This is a genomic window from Sodalis sp. RH22 (genome assembly GCF_047324165.1).
In the GTDB taxonomy this organism is placed as follows: Bacteria; Pseudomonadota; Gammaproteobacteria; order Enterobacterales; family Enterobacteriaceae; genus Acerihabitans.
Map to the genome: position 1 here is coordinate 4750934 of NZ_CP178731.1, position 17014 is coordinate 4767947.

Below are 17014 nucleotides of genomic sequence, written 5' to 3' on the forward strand. Positions count from 1 at the left end.
CCTGGCGTGGATCTTAAGACGCCGCGGCGTCCGGCCGTCCACGCACCCGGATCGGCTCTTTGACGGCATTTGCGGCGAGGAGGCGTTGAAGCGCGGATATGGCGGTGTCGGTAAGTTCATGACCTTTGGTCAGCACCATCAAACCGTTGGTGGTGCGGATATCTTCGTCTACCACCCAGCCGGGCATCAGTTCGCTAAAGCGCACGGTGCGGGCGCCGGCCACGTTAGCGCGAAAATCAGCCAGGGCTTTGATGATGTACTCGGGGATCGCCGGGCGCGCCGCGCGCAGGATTTCCCACGGGCGTTCCAGGCTTTGCCCCCGCGCCGCGTGGCGTTCCAGTTCAAGGGCGGCGCGCAGCAGGTGGGCGCCGCGGATAACCTCCAGGGGCGCGTCTGGCGCGGCCTCACGGGCCTGGTGGCGGATAATCCCGGCCACCAGTTCGAGGCGGGGAATGTGCTCAACCAATCGGGCGGCGACATCCGGGTGTTCCTGGAGGAGTTTTTTTTCGTCCTCCGAGAGTTTTCTCTGGGCCACATCGGCTTGGACGATGTCGGCGGGGACGCCCACACAGCCGATTTGGCTCAATGAGGCGGCGATGGTGTATAGCCATCCATCAGGCCACGCCAGCTTGGGCAGCGCGTGGATGACACAGGACTGGGCGAAGGCCGACCGCTGGAAAGCCCATGGCGCGACCATGGCGAGGACTTCAGTCAGCGTTTTGACCGACGCGGTGAGGGTGGTCGCCAGCAATTCTTTTTCCGCGCAAACGAGACGGTATTGACCGACCGCGTCATTGAGCGCCGATACCAGTTCCTCCCTGGGGCAAGGCTTGCAGAGGTAGCGGAAGATGGCGCCCTGGTTGATGGCCGCGATGGAGGATGCCAGATCGGCCTGTCCGGTGAGAAGGATCCGCACGCTGTCGGGGGCGACTGCCCGCACTTTGGACAGGAAGGCGGCGCCGTCCATGCCGGGCATGCGCATGTCGGACATGATCACGGCAAAACGCTCGCCCGAGGACACGGCGCGCAGGCCGGCTTCACCGCTGAGAGCCACCACCACGTCGAATTCATTAAAGAGACTGCGCTCCATCGCGGCGAGCACATTGGGTTCATCGTCTACGCACAGCACCCGGGGCAAGGCGGTTTCAGTCATCAAGCGTCTCCTGCGTGTGGGCGAGCATCTCCTGCCACAGGGGCAGTTTATTCAGCACGCCGGTTTGTTCGAGATAATCCAGATCGGGAACACTGTTGTTGGCGAGGGCGACCGCGACATGCACGGCGCCGGTCACACCGAAGGCTTTCTCCGCGGAGCGGGAGGGCTCGACGTGATAGGCCACGGCTTCCACGATGTCCATGGGCAAACCCCACAAGGCCAGCAGATAGGCGCCTACCGCGGCATGCATGGACGTATTGTCCTGGGTGGCGGATACCTCGCGGCCAGGCTCCCTCAGTTCGGGGATAAGCCGTGCGATGCTGGCGAGCAGGGCGGCGGTCGGCTCCAGTTCCTGGTGTCCGGAAATGCGGGCGGCCAGGGTGGACGCGAGCAGCGAGGACCGCTGTAACCGGTCCACATAAGGGTCCGTACTCGCATCCGCAAAGATCTGGGAAGCCAGGACCAGCAGCTTCACCTGATCCAGGCCCAGGCGGGTGATGGCGTTGCCGATATCATGAATGCGACCGCCTCTGCTGAAGAAGGCCGAGTTAGCCAACTGCATAATCTTGACGCTCAGGGCGGGGTCACTGCCTAGGAGCCCGGCGATGCGTCGGGTATCGCCGCCGGCGCTGGCAAGGAGGCGGCATACTTCGGTAAAGACTTTCGGGGCGGCCGGCAGTCTGCTGATGCGGCCCACGGCCTCGACCACCGCCGGGTCCTGAAACAGGGCGCGCAGGGCCAGGGCGCCGCCCACCATCGCCAGCAGCGCCGTGCTGTCACAGGGTTTGGCGACAAACCGGTGGGCCACGTCCACCATGCGCAAGGTGGAGCTGGCCTCGGAGTAGCCGGACAGAATGATCCGTATCGTGCCCGGCCAGCGGTCGCGTACCCGCGTAAGCAATTCAGCGCCGTCCATGAGCGGCATGCGCATGTCGGACACCACCACGTCGGCCGGCTCTTCCTCCAGCATCGCCAGCGCTTCCTGGCCGCTGGTGGCGAAGCGGCACTCCCATTCGGTGTCTTGCAGCATAAGCGCCCGCTCAATGCCGGAGAGTACCCGGCTTTCGTCATCAACGAACATCACTTGCATGCCGGGCACTCCTCTTTATCGCAGTGCAGGGGCAGTTGCAGGATGAACGTCGAGCCCACGCCTTCTTCGGACTCGCAGAAGACGCGGCCGGCATGTTTGTCCACCACGGTTGAATAGACGATAGCGAGACCTTGGCCCGTGCCTTTGCCTACCGCTTTGGTGGTGAAGAAGGGATCGAAGATGCGATCGCGGATCCCCGCAGGGATGCCGCCGCCATCGTCGGTGACCCGGATTTCAATATATTCGCCGTTGCGCGCCGCCGATACGATGATGTGGCCTTTCTCCTTGACGCCTTCCTGGATGGTATCGGCGATGGCGTGGGCGGCGTTCACCACCAGATTGAGAATGGCCTGGCCAATCATGTCGCGCAGACACGGCAGCTGCGGCAAGTCATCCTCGAAACGCGTCTCAAGTTCCGCCACGTATTTCCATTCGTTGCGCGCGACGGTCGTGGTGGTATTGATGACCTCGCGCACATCCACCCATTCCTTCTCGTCCTGGGCGGGATGGGAGAATTCCTTCATGGCGGACACGATCTTGGCGATATGGCCAAGGCCCTCCAGCGATTCGTCCAGGGCGCCCGGGATCTGGCGGCGCAGGAAATCCACTTTGGTGCGTTTGAGGATCGCGTCGAATTCCGCCATGACGGATTCCCCGGCCATTTTCCCGCGCGCGGCCTCGGCCAGCGCCAGGGCGGCGTCCAACAGGCTTAGCAGTGAAACGGTGGCGCCTTTAACGAAACCCACATTGTCGGAGACGTACTGGGTCGGCGTATTAATCTCATGGGCGATGCCGGCGGCGAGTTGGCCAATGGACTCCATCTTTTGCGCCTGCAGCAGTTGAGCCTGGGTCAAGCGCAACTCGGACAGGGCTTTTTCGAGCTCGCGCCGTTCGTTTTCCAGCTCCAGGGTCTTGCGCGCGACCACCTTCTCCAGGCCCACATTCTGCTCCAGGATGGCAAAAGGCGTCGCGTTGCCGCGCCTGGCTTCTTGTGCGATGCGGCGCTTGAGGACCTCGATGGTCTTGTCCCGGGCGGCGAGCTTGCGCTCGTATTCGGCGGCGGACGCTTGCGGACAGGCTTCATCAGGCAATGTTCTGTCCTCCAATGGCGACGCCCGTGAATGTCTGCGTCACGTGCACGCCGTTGTACTGCTCGCCGTAGGTGGAAAATCCCACGACATGATTCTGCTCCATGATGCTGCCGATCTGCTGTTCCAGCCCTTCCTGCTCGAACTGGATACGGCGCAGGATGCAATCGAAGCCAATGATGGCCGCAGGCTCGGGAATGGTCTCGCGGACCTTGGCGAAAGCCTGCTTGAAGGTTTGGACGGGATCCTTCGCTTTGCCGACGGCTACGATCAATCCCTCCTCGATGGCGCAGTAGCAGGTGAGAGAAAGGTCTTCGTTCCACCGCAGGATGGAGCGGATGTAGGGCTCATCGCCGAAGGAGAGCACCAGCGGGTTGCGGGAGAATACCGTCGGCGTCAAGTCGCGCACCGTCAGGCCCAGGGCATCCGCGTAAGCCTGGGCGGCAGGTTCGCCATTGATCTCCAGGATGAGCCTTTTCTCAGGATCGGCCCCGGTGATGACGAGTTCCACCTCACTGGGCTCGAAGTGCTGGACCTTGAAGATGGTGATGGGCGCGTTGGTCTCTATAACGGCGAATACCGCCGCGTCGGAAATAAAATGGCCATTGCCATCATAAACGTGCGTCTTCTCGAATCGCAGGTTATCGCCAGCGGAACCACCGACTATGGGAATGTTGCCGATCTGCTGATAGAGGTTCGCCGCCAGGCGTTCTTCGGCCATAGAGAGGCCGTCTACCAGCAGCAGCCCGAAGCGCTGCAGGTTCGGCCTGGCCTCGCAGTCGAGGCGAATGGCTTCGGCGATGTCGGCCACCAGCGCGGTGTAGTTGGTCAAAGGTTGAATCAGGAAGGCGCGGGTGCGAAAGTTGCCGTCCAGTCCGAGACCCAACAGCCCGGAGTGCTGGAAGCCTTCCTTGCCAATCTGTCCGGAGGACGTGCAGCCGATGCAGGGACAGGAAAAGGCGTTCTTCAATTCCTGGCCCAGGATGTCCAGGTCGTAGTCAGGGGAGCAGAAGAAAAGAACGGTATCGATGCCTTCATGGCCAAGCTGGCTGGCAAATTCGGCGACGGCCTGGCGCGGGTCCGGCGACTCGCTGCTGGCGTAATGGAATTGATCATTCATGACAAGCTCTCCCAATTCTGAGTAGAACTTTCGCCTGCGATCCCGCGTTCGTTCGATTCAAAATTCTTTGGTTTATAGCGATGGGAAGAGATTAGGTCTTTGCGGCAGAGATAGCAACCGTGTTGCGGCCAGGGAATAGCCTGCGTCTTCGCGGTTTGACTTAAGGGCGGCGGGGTAACGTTAAAAGTTAAAGTTTCCTGGTTTTTGGTCGTTAAGTACTCATTGTCAATCATTGTGTCCGGCCACAGAACCTCACGTCGACGACGCACAACGATCCATTGCGCCCGCTCCCGGTGTTGCTGTTTCAGTTATGGAAAATAATCATTAATGAAGAATATTTCAGTACGACTTGCGTTGACTGGCGCAATTTCCATTTTCGCTCTGATGATTCTGGCGATTTCCTGCGCGGGCCTGTTTGCGCTCACGCGCTCAAACGACACGACGGAGTTCGTTCACCAGGCCGACAGCCGGGTGATCCTGATCAATGATGTCTATAAAGATTCCGCGCGTACCCGCGCAGGCTTTGCCCTGGTCTATGCCAGCTTGCTGAAAGAAGGCAAGGCCGATGACTGGATTTTCAAAAACATCGAGAAGACCCACGGGCGCATGACGGCCAATATCCAGTTATTCAAAGACCTTCCCGTATTGCTAAGCAGCGATGAGGCCATCAAGACTGAACTGGTGGACTCGGCGCATGCGCTCAGCCAGCTTCTCGACCAGGCGGAGCATCTGCTGCAGGTGGGGGATGTGCAAGGCTATTACGCTATCAACATACAGGATATCGACAAAGCCGGAGGGCGGTTTTCTACCTCGCTGGAGAAGTATCAGAAAAACACCCGTGAAACGGTAAACGCGCTGACGCAGATGCGCAACAGCGAATACCGCCAGTTGCTGTGGACGATGACCATCGTATTGCTTATTGCCTTTATGATAACCCTTACCGTGTTGTACGTGTTGCGAAACATCATACTGCGACCATTGAACTATGCGATTGTGCAACTGGATGCGGTCGCCAAAGGCGATTTAACCGCCGACATACAGGTATCAAGCAAAAACGAAATCGGTAAATTGCTTTCCGCCATCAGCGGCATGCAGCAAAGCCTGATGCGTCTGGTCACGCAGGTCCGCCTGGGCGTCGAAGAGATCAACACCGGTTCCAAAGAAATTGCGGCAGGCAATACCGATCTGTCGTCTCGCACCGAGGCGCAGGCATCTTCGCTGGAAGAAACCGCTTCCTCGATGGAACAGCTCGCCTCCACCGTCAAGAAAAACGCCGAGAATGCGCGCCAGACCAGCCAGCTTGCCGCTAACGCGTCTCAAATGGCCGAGTCCGGCAGCAAGGCCGTATCGGAAGTCGTCCAGACCATGAACGAGATTTCCTCCAGTTCCAGCAAAATTTCCGTGATTATTTCGGTTATCGACAGCATCGCGTTTCAGACCAATATACTGGCGCTGAATGCGGCGGTGGAGGCCGCGCGCGCGGGTGAGCACGGCAAGGGCTTTGCGGTGGTGGCAAGCGAAGTACGCACCCTGGCCCAACGCTCCGCATCTGCCGCCAGGGAGATCAAATTGCTCATAGAGGACTCCGCGGCCAAGGTCAATATCGGCGCCGGGCAAGTGGAGCGCGCCGGCGCAACCATGCATGAAATCGTGTCGTCAGTGAAGTGCGTGACTGACACCGTGGCGGAAATCTCGGCGGCATCGCAAGAGCAGTCCGCCGGTATCGACCAGGTTAACCTCGCGGTTTCGCAGATGGACGGCGTCACGCAGCAGAATGCCGCGCTGGTGGAAGAGTCCTCAGCGGCCAGCGCCTCGCTGCTGGGGCAGGTACGCCTGCTTCTTGATACTATTCAGGTGTTCAAATTGCATGAACCGCAAGGGCGGCAGGAAGAGAACCGGCAAAACGGCGCCAAAGCATCGCCGCGTCGTGCCGCTAAGCCCCTTGATAACCCCAAGGATAATGCCGGCTGGGAAACATTCTGAAGACGTTATCCCCCGAGCGCTACACGGGAGCCCGCCCCTGTTCGCCGGGACGGAAAAGGGACCGGGATTAAGGACCCATCAGTCGGGAAAAATGTGTCCGGATGGGTACGCTCCGCGCACCGCCGGCTTCGGCGCGCCCGCCTGTTAACGTGCGGGCGCGCCTCGGTTTTTTTATCCATAGACTATCAGTTGAAGACCATGCCGCCATCAATAATCAGCGCTTGTCCGGTCATATAGTCTGAGTCGGGTCCCGCCAGATAGGATACGCAGGCCGCCACGTCTTCCGGCTCGGATATCCGGCCCAGCGCAACCGTTTTCGCCCACTGTTGCAGACCCCACTCCAGGGACTGTTTATTTTCATCGGCGACTTTTTTAGCGATGTTTTCCATCATCGGCGTACGCACAATACCCGGGCAATAGGCATTGACGGTAACGCCCAGTTTAGCCAGGTCGCGCGCCGCCGTTTGAGTAATGCCGCGCACGGCAAACTTGGTGGCGCCATAGACCGCCAGATCAGGGTTGCCGACCTGTCCCGCCTGGGATGAAGCATTGATTATCTTGCCGACGATGTCGCCGGGTTTGGCGGGTGTCCTGGTTTTGAAGTGTTTAAGGGCGGCTTGGATACCCCAATAGACGCCACCCACGTTCACGTCAAAAACCTTATGGTAGATTTCCGGCGTAATATCCTCAAGAGGCGTTGTCGGGCCTAAACCTGCATTATTAATCATGACATCAAGCCGGCCGAACGTCGCCACCACCTGGTCGACAGCGGATATGACATCCTCGCGCTTCGCCACGTCCACCGCCACGGCCAGGGCTTTGCCGCCGGCTGCCTCGATCAATGCCACCGTCTGTTTCGCCGTCTCGGCGTTAAAGTCCAGACTGCCGATAGCAAAGCCATCTTTCGCCAGGCGCAGCGCAATGGCTCTGCCAATACCCTGTCCGGCCCCGGTCACAACCGCGACTTTCTTGCTTGAATCGACCACTGTATCCTCCTGGGTCTCTGGTTTACATGCAAACCGTTACGTAAACGGCTTCTGATTACTCTTATCGAGTATCTAGGCATAGCAGAAAAAAAGACTTTATCCTGGCATAAGTCATTAACAGAAACAGAATAGTTGGGAATTTTGCAATTAAACACAGGCGTAAATACCGCAGCGGCCCCCGCTCAATATATTTTTATTATGAGATAATACTGAGGGGGAATGGGCGATGATGATGCCTTGAGTGGCTTAAAGCTGTTATTTATTAATATCATGAGAATAGGCGGGCTAAATGTAGGCTTAAGCGGCTTGGCTTTTAATGACCGACGTAGGCATTCATACGAACCATTCACATTCTAACTCTCTGTTTTTGAGCTGATTTCCCCCCCCCTTGCTATAAAGTTTCGCCCACATAAACCGATACCTATAAAAGCTCAGATCAGCCAATTGATAAGGCGTGGGTAATATTTTATTTACAACTGATTGGCTTATAACGCCTATGCCCGGATGTCAGCATAGAAATGATGAATAGGAGCAGTTTTATGAATTTTTTTAAAAACAGCAGTATCAGAGTGATATTAATCATCACGCTTGGATTTTTTTTGCTTCTCTGGGGCGGTGTTGCGGCATTTACCCTATCGTCATTGGGCCAGGTCACTCATCTTTTGACCGTCAGTGAAGATCAGAAAAAAGATATTGATATCATTACCCGTGGTAACGACCAATATTTCCGCACCGTTACCCGGTTGGCGCGTACTATGGATTATAGCCAGACGGGAGAAACGGCCGATGCCGATAAGGTATTGGCCTCCGCCGCGGTGGCGATGAAAAACTCAGCGGATGCGCTGGCTGAATTCAAATTGCGCCCTCATCCCTCCATAGACGCCGCAGTGACCGAAAACATGATCGCGACGTGGTCGCGTATGGTTTCCCAGGGACTGGAGCCGTTATACCGCGCGGTGCAGAACAAGGATATTGAACAATTTCGTCAGGTTTTCAGGATGCAGTATCCCCCGCTCAGCCTCGCCTTTGGGCAGGCGGCGGAAACATACAAGTCCGCGGCCATGTCGGACCAAAGCGCGCGGCAAATGGTAGTGATGGTTGACAGGTGTAAGACCATACTCATTGCGGCAATTATCGCCGGCGTAGTCATACTGCTCCTCACCGATCGTTATCTCGTCAATTATATGATTAAACCCCTGGGCCGTATTAAGGCGCAGTTGCATACGCTATCAGAAGGACACTTGGATGATGCCATCGTCGATGTTGGCCGTAACGACGTTGGCTCGCTGATTCCTGATCTACAGGAAATGCAGCGCAACCTGATTCGTACCGTCACCGCTATCCGCGATGGGTCGGCCTCCATTTACCAGGGCGCGGGTGAAATCAGCCTGGGCAACACCGATCTCTCATCGCGCACCGAACAGCAGGCGTCGGCGCTGGAAGAAACGGCGGCCAGCATGGAGCAGTTAAGCGCCACGGTGAAGCAAAATACCGAAAATGTCATGCAGGCCAATAAGATGGTGCAAGATGCCGCAGATACCGCCAGACAGGGCGGCGCAATAGTCGATGACGTGGTGTCAACCATGATAAGCATCACCACCAGCTCGAAAAAGATCGCCGATATCACCGGGGTGATTAACGGCATTGCTTTCCAAACCAATATCCTGGCGTTGAATGCGGCGGTGGAAGCGGCCAGGGCCGGCGAACAGGGCCGTGGTTTTGCCGTGGTGGCGGGGGAGGTGCGCAGCCTGGCCCAGCGCAGCGCCCAGGCAGCGAAGGAAATAGAAGGGTTGATCGCGGAGTCGGTTGAGCGGGTGGATACCGGCTCCAGGCAAGCGTCCCGCGCGGGTGAAACCATGCATAACATTGTGCAGGCGGTGACCCGGGTAACCGACTTGATGGGCGAAATTTCTTCGGCGTCGGAAGAACAAAGCCGCGGCATCAGCCAGGTGGGCAATGCGGTGGCGGAAATGGACGGCGTAACTCAGCAAAACGCGGCGCTGGTCCAGGAATCGGCCGCGGCGGCGGCATCGCTGGAAGAACAGGCCCGGATGCTGACGGAAACGGTCGCGGTATTTCATCTGCCGCAGGCTGCGGACGCGCGCAATGGCGGCGATAAGATCAACCGGGTTGCTAGCCGGGCCACTCTTACCCCAGCACAAGCGGCGGCCAGGCCCGGCAAGGCCAACAATAACTGGGAAACGTTTTAGTCCCCCGCCGCATATTTCCGCCCGCACGTTGGGGGCGGGAATCGTCGGCGCGCATCCCTTTCTCCTCTACGCAGGTTAATTGCTTCACTATATGAAGCAATATCGCCAATGAATTTATGACTCCTCTCACGCAACGCGCATGGGCGATAGCTTCCCGTCCGCGCCGGCATACACTGCCGGATACCCGAGCTTTTGCCGGGAATAATGCCGCAATTTCCAGAGGAATAATAAAATAATGGCCCTACAAAAACCGACTGTGTTCTTCAGCGCAGTATTGTTGAGTCTGCTTGCCTTGCCTGATTTGGCCAGGGCGGATATCATGCTGCTTAACCGAAATAATAATCTGCCTATGCTTAACGGGGTGGAATGGCAATTCGGCGGCCTTATCCGGCCGCAATATCGTAATAAAATGGGCTCGGCCGATGATCACACCTATATGCAGCGGGGATATGACAGCGGCAGCTTTGTTCATACTTCTTTAAATTATTATCTCAATGATCATATTAATCTATTATGGTATTACGAAGTCGGTATCGATATCTTTAATGAGCTCGGGACCGGCAGCCATTTTGATCATAATAAAGATACCACCTTCACCCGTAAACATTATGTTGGTATCGCCAGTAAGACCTATGGAACCTTGACCTTCGGACAGCAGAACAGTGTCTTATACAGTGTTATCGGCGCCAAAACCGACGTATGGGATAATGATATGCACGGTCAAGGGTCGAACAATGGCGTCAACGGCAATTATGATGGTTCCTACCGCGGTAAATATTTGCTCAAATATGTCCAGGACGCGGGACCGGTAACCCTGAGCGCCAGTTGGGACGCGCCGGTGAATGATTATTATATCAGAAGCGACAATGTCCGTTACCAGCGCCAAACCGGCGGCGCCGGCGGCATGGATTACCATATCGCCAAGGATTTGACGCTCAGCGCCGCCTACAGTTATACCCGGGCTTATATCATCAGCCGCGCCCCGAGGGGGGATGGCGCGGATACAGCGGGTTATAATCAACAGATAACCGGTATCGCGGCGCAATGGAAACCGGATAACTGGACTTTGGCGGCAACGGCCGGGTATTACCATGATTTTATTCCGCGGCGTACCGCCAGGGTGCCGACGGCCTATTTTGAAGGGCAGGCGCGGGGGTGGGAATATATGGCGTCGTATCGGTGGCCGGTGGCCGCCCGGGCCATTACCGCCGTCAAGCCTTATATCGCCGGCGATGGGATGCGCTGGGAGCATTACCAGACGAACCACACCTACCTGGGGATTGCCGCGGAACTGCCCCATGGCTTCCAAATTGATTATGAACGCACCTTCAGCAATACCACGGATAACCAGCCGGATGAAAACTGGGTCCGCCTCTGGTATCGGTTCTGATAACACCCCCCTTATTCAATCGAGATGAGTACCAACGCAATCCAGGGCTGTTTTGGCAAATGCTTCACCATATGAAGCAATTTCCGCATGGGTTTTATGACTGCTCTCACGCAACGCCCACGCGTAGTGGCTTGTCGCCCGCCGCCGCCTACACTGCGGGTTATGCGGATAAAACAGCTGCCCAGGCCTGCCGGTGTCCCGATGTACCGCCAGGCATATGACGTTTCGTTCAGGAGATAAAATGAGCAATTCCATCACTCACCGGACAGAGGACTATCCGGCCGAGACATCAAAAACAAAAAGACAACGGACGTTTAAAATCATGATGTCGGCGGGCGTCGGCCACTTTATCGAGTGGTTCGACTTTGGCCTTTACGGCACGCTCGCGGCCATCATCGGCAGCAACTTCTTTGCCAGCAATGACCCGACGGTGGCGCTGCTGAAATCCTTCGCGGTGTTCGGTTCCGGTTTTTTAATGCGTCCGCTGGGCGGCTTTTTCTTCGGCTCGATGGGCGACCGGCTGGGGCGGCGGAAAGTCCTGGTGACGGTGATTGTCATCACGTCCTGTTCCACCTTTGTGATGGGCATTCTTCCCACCTATGCGCACGTCGGCATACTCGCGCCGGTGCTGCTGGTCTTGACCCGCCTGGTGCAGGGATTCGCCGCGGGCGGCGAGAGTTCCGGCGTTATCACCTATCTGGCGGAAAGCGCGCAGCCTCATCGCCGGGCCAGCCTGACCTGCTGGAGTGAAAATTTCAGTTTTATGGCGTTTGTCTGCGGTTCCGGGCTGGTGCTGTTCCTGACCCACCAGTTGGGGGAGCCGGCGATGAACGACTGGGGCTGGCGCATTCCTTTCCTCCTGGCCGCGCCGCTGGGGCTTGGCGGTCTCTATATGCGCCGCAATATGGAAGACTCCGCCGAATTCCATATGCTGCAAAAATCGGGAAAACTGGAACACTCCCCGCTGCGTACCACGCTTACCACCTCCACCCGCGCCTTGCTGTTTTGCGTCGGTTTTGTCGTGGTGAAGGCGGTGAGCAGTTGGGTATTGCAATCTTTTATGCCCAGCTATCTCTCCACCTATTTGCATTATTCCCATACCGATTCCTATCTGATCACCATGCTCGGTCTGTTCAGCGTCGCCATCGTCATGCCGCTGGCGGGGTATCTCTCCGATCGGTGGGGACGCCGGCCGCTGATGCTTATCGGCTGCGGCGGTTTTATTCTGCTGACCTACCCGGCGATGATGGTCATGGAGCAAGGTTCGGTGGCCGTCTCCATCGTCGCCATGAGCCTGCTCGGCATGCTGGTCGCCTTATTTAACGGCGGCTGCGGCGCGGCAATGGCGGAGCTTTTCCCCACCGCGCTGCGTTACGGCGGCATCGCCATCGCCTACAACATGACGGTGGCGGTCTTTGGCGGCGTAACGCCGCTGGTCTCGGCGGGGCTTATCTCCGCCACCGGCAATCCGTTGTCGCCCGCTTTTTACGTCATGCTGACCGCGCTTATCTCTTTTGTCGCCGTGTGCCTCGCCAAAGAGACCGCAGGCAAAAAACTGGATTAACCCGCAAAACCGGAGTGGATATGAAGATCGTCGACGTACAGTGTTTCCCGTTAAAAATCAAACCGCAGCAGATTTATCTCGGCGGAGATCCGGATGGCGGCGGGGATTACTACTATCGCCCTGAATACCGCTGCGTCTATTCACGCAAAATGGAAACCTGCCTGGTGAAAATAACCTGTGATGATGGCCATGTGGGGTGGGGCGAAGCGCTGGCCCCGGTGGTGCCGCAGGTGGTCGCGCAGTTGATTACGCACCTGTTTAAACCGCTGCTGCTGGGAGCCAGTCCGTTTAGCAGCAATGTCCTCAACGCGCAGATGTACAACTCAATGCGCGATCGCGGCCATACCGCCGGCTACCATATTGATGCGCTGGCGGCGGTGGATATCGCGCTGTGGGATCTCAAAGGGCATATTCTGGGGCTGCCGCTCCACCAGCTGCTTGGGGGCAGCTTTCGCGCGCAGGTTCCCTGCTATGTTTCCGGTCTGCCGCGCCCGACCGTCGAAGCCCGCTGCGAGCTGGCCCGGCAATGGCAGGAGAAAAATTTCAATGCCGTCAAGCTGGCGCTGGGCTATGGCGTCGACGAGGACCTGGAAAATGTCCGCGCCATCCGGCAAGCGCTCGGGCCGCAGGCAACCCTCTTTATCGACGCGCACTGGAACTACAGCGTTCACGAGGCGGTAAGGCTGGCGGAAGGCCTTAAAGCCTGTGACGTCGGTTTTCTTGAAGCGCCGCTGCTGCCCGAGGATGTCGCGGGTCATCGGGAATTACGCCGGAAAAGCGCGGTGCCGGTGGCCCTTGGCGAAACAGAGCGTACCCGCTATCAGTTCCGTCCTTATATCGAGCAGCGCGCCGTCGACATTCTGCAACCGGATGTGGGGCGTACCGGCATTACCGAACTGATGCATATCGCCGCCCTTGCCGAAACCTGGAACCTGCTGGTGGCGCCGCATCTGAGCGTCGGCCTGGGTCCTTGTATCGCCGCCTCCATCCACGTGGCCGCCGCGCTGCCCAACTTTTTTATGCTTGAGTTCCAGCCGCCGGTGTTTGACCTGGCCAACAGCCTGCTGCGCCAGCCCCTGGTTTGCCGGGACGGCCACTATGCGCTGCCCGCGGGGCCTGGCCTGGGTATTGACATCAATGAAGACAAAGTACGTGAAAATCACTGGAGTGACGCATGTTAAAAGGTAATGTTCCGATACTGGCAACCGCTTTTGATAACCAGGGGGAGGTCGATCTCCCCGCCATTGTTAAACTTGTGCGCTTTTTGCTTGAGCAGGGTATCGACGGTTTGGCGCTGTTTGGCAATGCCTCGGAAGGCTATGCGCTGACGGGGCAGGAAAAAGACGCGATTTTTAAGAGCGTAAAGGCCCTGACCGGAGACCTGCCGTTGGTGGTTGCCACCGGCGGCGCGGCGGCGCCGGTGGCGATAGAGGAGATTAAACGCGTTGAGCGCTGGGGCGCGGAGGTGGCGATGATCAATCCGCCGTCGGTGGTAAAACCCGGCCCGGACGAGATCTACCGGTTCTACCGCGACATCTGCCGACAGAGCGATATCGAGATCATGATTCAGGACGCGCCGCAAATGACCGGCGTCAGCTTTCCGGTTCCCACGCTGATAAGGCTGTGTGAGGATTTCCCGCAGATTCGCTACATCAAGGTAGAACAGCCGCCCACCACGCTGAAAATCAGCCAGCTTAAGGCCGCGCTGGGTGACAGGGTCGGGCTTTTCGGCGGGCTCAACGCCGGTTTCTTATACGAGGAACTCGCGCGGGGCATTGTCGGCACCATGCCCGCCTGTGAATTTCCCGAGGTGATAAATGCGATTTTGCAGGCCTGGGAACAACATGACAAGGAGGCGGCGCGGGCGCTGTTTTACCGTTATTTGCCCTTCCTGCGCTATGGCGTGCAGCCAGGATTGGGTGTGGCGGTGCATAAAGAGATATTGCACCGCTCAGGACTGTTCGCCACCGCCGCGGTGCGCGATCCGGCAAAGGGGCTCGACGAGACGACGCGTCTGGAGCTGCAGGAGATAACCGACCATCTGCCGCTGGCGATTTTGGCACGGGCGCAATGAACTACATTGCCGTCGACTGGGGGACCAGTAATTTTCGCGCCATGCGCGTCAAACAGGGCAGGGTGGTGCGCGCCGTGCAGTCTGAAAAAGGCGTCGCCCGCTGCCGGCGCGTGCAGCTGGGCGCAGTGTTGCGCGAGGAGCTATTGCGGCTGGGCGATGAGTACGACGAACACGTGCCGGTTATCCTGTGCGGCATGATCGGCAGCAATATCGGCATAGTGGATGCCGGTTACCTGGCGCTTCCGGTCAGCTTTCATGATTTGACCGCCCGCGGATTGCCGCTGGAAAACGTATTGCCCAATCCCGTCACCGTGCGCCCGGGCATCTGCAGCCGCGAGGAGCACGAAATCTGCCGCGGCGAGGAGATACAGCTGGCAGGAGCCTTAAGCATCAGCGACGCGCGGATATTCGCCGCCGTGGGCACCCACAGCAAATGGATAACCGTTGATCGCCGGCAGCAAAAAATCGTCGGCCTGCGCACGCTGATGACCGGCGAACTGTACCACCTGGTGCTGAATCATTCGGTGGTCGGCAAGGGGCTTGGCGAGCAGGATTTTTCCGAGGACATTTTCCGGCAGGGGGTGGAAACCGCCGAGGCCATTGACCGGGGCGACAGCACCCTGCTCAGCGAACTGTTCCGCTGCCGGGGGCGTTATATCCTTGGCGAATTCGAGGCCGCCTTTGCCGCGGCCTGGCTATCCGGCCTGCTGGTGGGCCATGAAGTCTTGACCGGCCATGCGCGGCACGAAAGCGTGTGCTTCATCGGCTCCGCCATCCTGCTTGAACGCTATCAGCGGGCATGTCATTTACTTCATCTTCCCTGTACCACTCTCGCGGCGGAAGAGGCGATTATCACCGGATTGAATGAGGTATTCGACGATGCTGTTTAATGGCAATGTCATCGCCATCCTGCGGGGCATAACCCCGGCCGACGTTATTGCGCAGGTCACCGGCCTGGTGGACAGCGGTATCAGCGATGTGGAAATTCCCGCCAATTCGCCGGACTGGGCGCAAAGTATCCAGGCTATCAAACGCCACTTCGGGCGACAGGTGAATCTCGGCGCGGGCACCATCATCACCACCGCGCAGGTGGCGACCTGCGCGCAGGCCGGCGCTGATTATGTCCTCACGCCCAACCTTGACGAAAACGTCGTCCGCGCCTGTCAGGCCCAGGGGCTGGAAACCTGTATCGGCGTGTACACCAGTACCGAGCTTTTCGCCGCCAGCGCGCTTGGCGCCAGCGCGCTGAAAATCTTTCCGGCGGCGGCGCTGCCGGCAAATTGGCCCCAGCTTATCAAGGGGCCGTTTTGCCATGCCACTCCCTTTTGCGCGGTGGGCGGCATTGATGCGGACAATATGGCGGACTATCTGCGGTATTACGATAGCGTGGGGATCGGTTCGGCGCTGTACCGGCCTGGACAGCCGCCGTCCCTTACCCGCCGGCGCGCCGTGGCGCTGATGGGGCGAAGTCCGGCCGGCCCCGCCCTGTAATGCCGGCCCGGCGGCGCTTATCCGCCGCTGATTTTCTGCGCCGCCGACACCAGAAACTTTTTCAGGGTTTCCAGTTCCAGCCGTTCGCCGCTCAGGTTTGACAGCGCTATCGCCGCCTGCATGCCCGGAATGGTGCAGGCCATACGGTACTCCTGCGGCGGATAGCGCTTCACCAGCACCTGATGGCGCCGGGCGCCGTCGATATCTTCTTTTATCAAATGAAAGTCATGGATGCCAATCAGGCTGACGATTTCCTCATCGCTGCGCGCGGCCAGCAGTTTAATGCCGATAATCGACTCGGTCACCGGGACCGAATCATAATTCCCTATCGCCCGGGCCACGCTTTTCCCCTGCCGGGTATGAATCAAATAGACGACATCCCTGCCGCTTAGCACGCCGATGACAATGGAAACCGGCTTATTGCCCACTTCCTCGAGTATCTCAAGCACGGCTTTGTAAAAGGCGGAATTATGAATGGCATGGGCGGAAAAACGGTGTACGCCAAGGCCGAGCGAGTACTTGCGCTTTTCATTGCGATGCACCATCTCCAGTGCCAGGAGCGTTTGCATAATGCGGGTCACTTTTGCCGAATCCAGCGATAACTGGCGGCCAATCTCACGAATACCCGTGGGCTCGCTCAGGGTGGCCAGCAGGTTCATACAGCGAAACGCATCATAAACCGAATGTAGTAGCATCTTACTCCCTGTCGGGGGATGCCCATGGGGTTCGGGAATACCGTGGGCAGCGGCATCCAGCTTGGTGGTCACTATTATAACCTGGATCCGGCGTGGTCGGAATCCCGGCGCGGGAATCCTGGGCGCGCAGGCGCCGTCAAGAGTAAGCGATGTCTCTGATGCGATTTTAT

General features: G+C 58.1%; 14 protein-coding genes. 8 read left to right on the top strand and 6 right to left on the bottom strand.

Annotation, left to right across the window (positions count from 1 at the left end; genetic code table 11):
* Window positions 1-13: 13 nt before the first annotated feature.
* Genes ACL2XN_RS21600 through ACL2XN_RS21615 form a run of 4 tightly spaced genes read right to left on the bottom strand, consistent with a single transcriptional unit; the run spans window position 14 to window position 4451 of the window.
* On the bottom strand, window positions 14-1153 hold the full coding sequence (locus ACL2XN_RS21600; protein WP_410013513.1) for a response regulator: 1140 nt from the start codon (window positions 1151-1153) through the stop codon (window positions 14-16).
* Complete coding sequence (locus ACL2XN_RS21605; RefSeq protein ID WP_413729422.1) at window positions 1146-2243, bottom strand: HDOD domain-containing protein; 1098 nt, start codon at window positions 2241-2243, stop codon at window positions 1146-1148. Before ACL2XN_RS21605 ends, ACL2XN_RS21600 begins: the two co-directional genes overlap by 8 nt.
* A complete protein-coding gene (locus tag ACL2XN_RS21610; protein WP_413727677.1) occupies window positions 2234-3349 on the bottom strand; it encodes a sensor histidine kinase in 1116 nt (371 codons plus the stop codon). Before ACL2XN_RS21610 ends, ACL2XN_RS21605 begins: the two co-directional genes overlap by 10 nt.
* On the bottom strand, window positions 3327-4451 hold the full coding sequence (locus tag ACL2XN_RS21615; protein WP_410013516.1) for an FIST N-terminal domain-containing protein: 1125 nt from the start codon (window positions 4449-4451) through the stop codon (window positions 3327-3329). The genes ACL2XN_RS21610 and ACL2XN_RS21615 overlap by 23 nt, the downstream gene beginning before the upstream one ends.
* A 327-nt stretch (window positions 4452-4778) precedes the next feature.
* Here ACL2XN_RS21615 and ACL2XN_RS21620 point away from each other — a divergent pair, with 327 nt between their 5' ends.
* Window positions 4779-6434 (top strand): methyl-accepting chemotaxis protein, encoded by a 1656-nt coding sequence (locus ACL2XN_RS21620; RefSeq protein WP_410013517.1) that lies wholly within the window; start codon window positions 4779-4781, stop codon window positions 6432-6434.
* A gap of 185 nt (window positions 6435-6619) precedes the next feature.
* Here ACL2XN_RS21620 and ACL2XN_RS21625 read toward each other — a convergent pair whose 3' ends face one another.
* Window positions 6620-7420, bottom strand: coding sequence for a (S)-acetoin forming diacetyl reductase (locus ACL2XN_RS21625; protein WP_410013518.1), 801 nt, complete (start codon window positions 7418-7420; stop codon window positions 6620-6622).
* A gap of 539 nt (window positions 7421-7959) precedes the next feature.
* Between ACL2XN_RS21625 and ACL2XN_RS21630 the strand changes: the two genes are divergently transcribed.
* The 7 genes from ACL2XN_RS21630 (at window position 7960) to ACL2XN_RS21660 (ending at window position 16149) form a co-directional block, all read left to right on the top strand.
* A complete protein-coding gene (locus tag ACL2XN_RS21630) occupies window positions 7960-9630 on the top strand; it encodes a methyl-accepting chemotaxis protein (protein WP_413721451.1) in 1671 nt (556 codons plus the stop codon).
* A gap of 235 nt (window positions 9631-9865) precedes the next feature.
* Window positions 9866-11020 (top strand): porin, encoded by a 1155-nt coding sequence (locus tag ACL2XN_RS21635; RefSeq protein ID WP_413729423.1) that lies wholly within the window; start codon window positions 9866-9868, stop codon window positions 11018-11020.
* 241 nt (window positions 11021-11261) lie between these two features.
* On the top strand, window positions 11262-12584 hold the full coding sequence (locus ACL2XN_RS21640) for an MFS transporter (RefSeq protein WP_410013521.1): 1323 nt from the start codon (window positions 11262-11264) through the stop codon (window positions 12582-12584).
* Window positions 12585-12604: 20 nt separating this feature from the next.
* On the top strand, window positions 12605-13765 hold the full coding sequence (locus ACL2XN_RS21645) for a mandelate racemase/muconate lactonizing enzyme family protein (RefSeq protein ID WP_410013522.1): 1161 nt from the start codon (window positions 12605-12607) through the stop codon (window positions 13763-13765).
* Window positions 13759-14658: a dihydrodipicolinate synthase family protein gene (locus ACL2XN_RS21650; protein WP_410013523.1), complete on the top strand. Its 900-nt coding sequence runs from the start codon at window positions 13759-13761 to the stop codon at window positions 14656-14658. The genes ACL2XN_RS21645 and ACL2XN_RS21650 overlap by 7 nt, the downstream gene beginning before the upstream one ends.
* Window positions 14655-15548 carry a 2-dehydro-3-deoxygalactonokinase gene (locus ACL2XN_RS21655; RefSeq protein ID WP_413729425.1) on the top strand — a complete coding sequence of 298 codons (894 nt, stop codon included), beginning with the start codon at window positions 14655-14657 and terminating at the stop codon, window positions 15546-15548. Before ACL2XN_RS21650 ends, ACL2XN_RS21655 begins: the two co-directional genes overlap by 4 nt.
* Entirely contained in the window at window positions 15538-16149 is a 612-nt protein-coding gene (locus ACL2XN_RS21660; RefSeq protein WP_413729427.1) for a 2-dehydro-3-deoxyphosphogluconate aldolase, read from the top strand. The genes ACL2XN_RS21655 and ACL2XN_RS21660 overlap by 11 nt, the downstream gene beginning before the upstream one ends.
* A gap of 17 nt (window positions 16150-16166) precedes the next feature.
* Here ACL2XN_RS21660 and ACL2XN_RS21665 read toward each other — a convergent pair whose 3' ends face one another.
* A complete protein-coding gene (locus ACL2XN_RS21665; RefSeq protein WP_410013526.1) occupies window positions 16167-16844 on the bottom strand; it encodes a helix-turn-helix domain-containing protein in 678 nt (225 codons plus the stop codon).
* Window positions 16845-17014: the final 170 nt, after the last annotated feature.

Coding starts and splice junctions, on each gene's coding strand:
- ACL2XN_RS21600 (WP_410013513.1), bottom strand. CDS start 1,153: ATGACTGAAACCGCCTTGCCCCGGGTGCTGTGCGTAGACGATGAACCC.
- ACL2XN_RS21605 (WP_413729422.1), bottom strand. CDS start 2,243: ATGCAAGTGATGTTCGTTGATGACGAAAGCCGGGTACTCTCCGGCATT.
- ACL2XN_RS21615 (WP_410013516.1), bottom strand. CDS start 4,451: ATGAATGATCAATTCCATTACGCCAGCAGCGAGTCGCCGGACCCGCGC.
- ACL2XN_RS21620 (WP_410013517.1), top strand. CDS start 4,779: ATGAAGAATATTTCAGTACGACTTGCGTTGACTGGCGCAATTTCCATT.
- ACL2XN_RS21630 (WP_413721451.1), top strand. CDS start 7,960: ATGAATTTTTTTAAAAACAGCAGTATCAGAGTGATATTAATCATCACG.
- ACL2XN_RS21635 (WP_413729423.1), top strand. CDS start 9,866: ATGGCCCTACAAAAACCGACTGTGTTCTTCAGCGCAGTATTGTTGAGT.
- ACL2XN_RS21640 (WP_410013521.1), top strand. CDS start 11,262: ATGAGCAATTCCATCACTCACCGGACAGAGGACTATCCGGCCGAGACA.
- ACL2XN_RS21645 (WP_410013522.1), top strand. CDS start 12,605: ATGAAGATCGTCGACGTACAGTGTTTCCCGTTAAAAATCAAACCGCAG.
- ACL2XN_RS21650 (WP_410013523.1), top strand. CDS start 13,759: ATGTTAAAAGGTAATGTTCCGATACTGGCAACCGCTTTTGATAACCAG.
- ACL2XN_RS21655 (WP_413729425.1), top strand. CDS start 14,655: ATGAACTACATTGCCGTCGACTGGGGGACCAGTAATTTTCGCGCCATG.
- ACL2XN_RS21660 (WP_413729427.1), top strand. CDS start 15,538: ATGCTGTTTAATGGCAATGTCATCGCCATCCTGCGGGGCATAACCCCG.
- ACL2XN_RS21665 (WP_410013526.1), bottom strand. CDS start 16,844: ATGCTACTACATTCGGTTTATGATGCGTTTCGCTGTATGAACCTGCTG.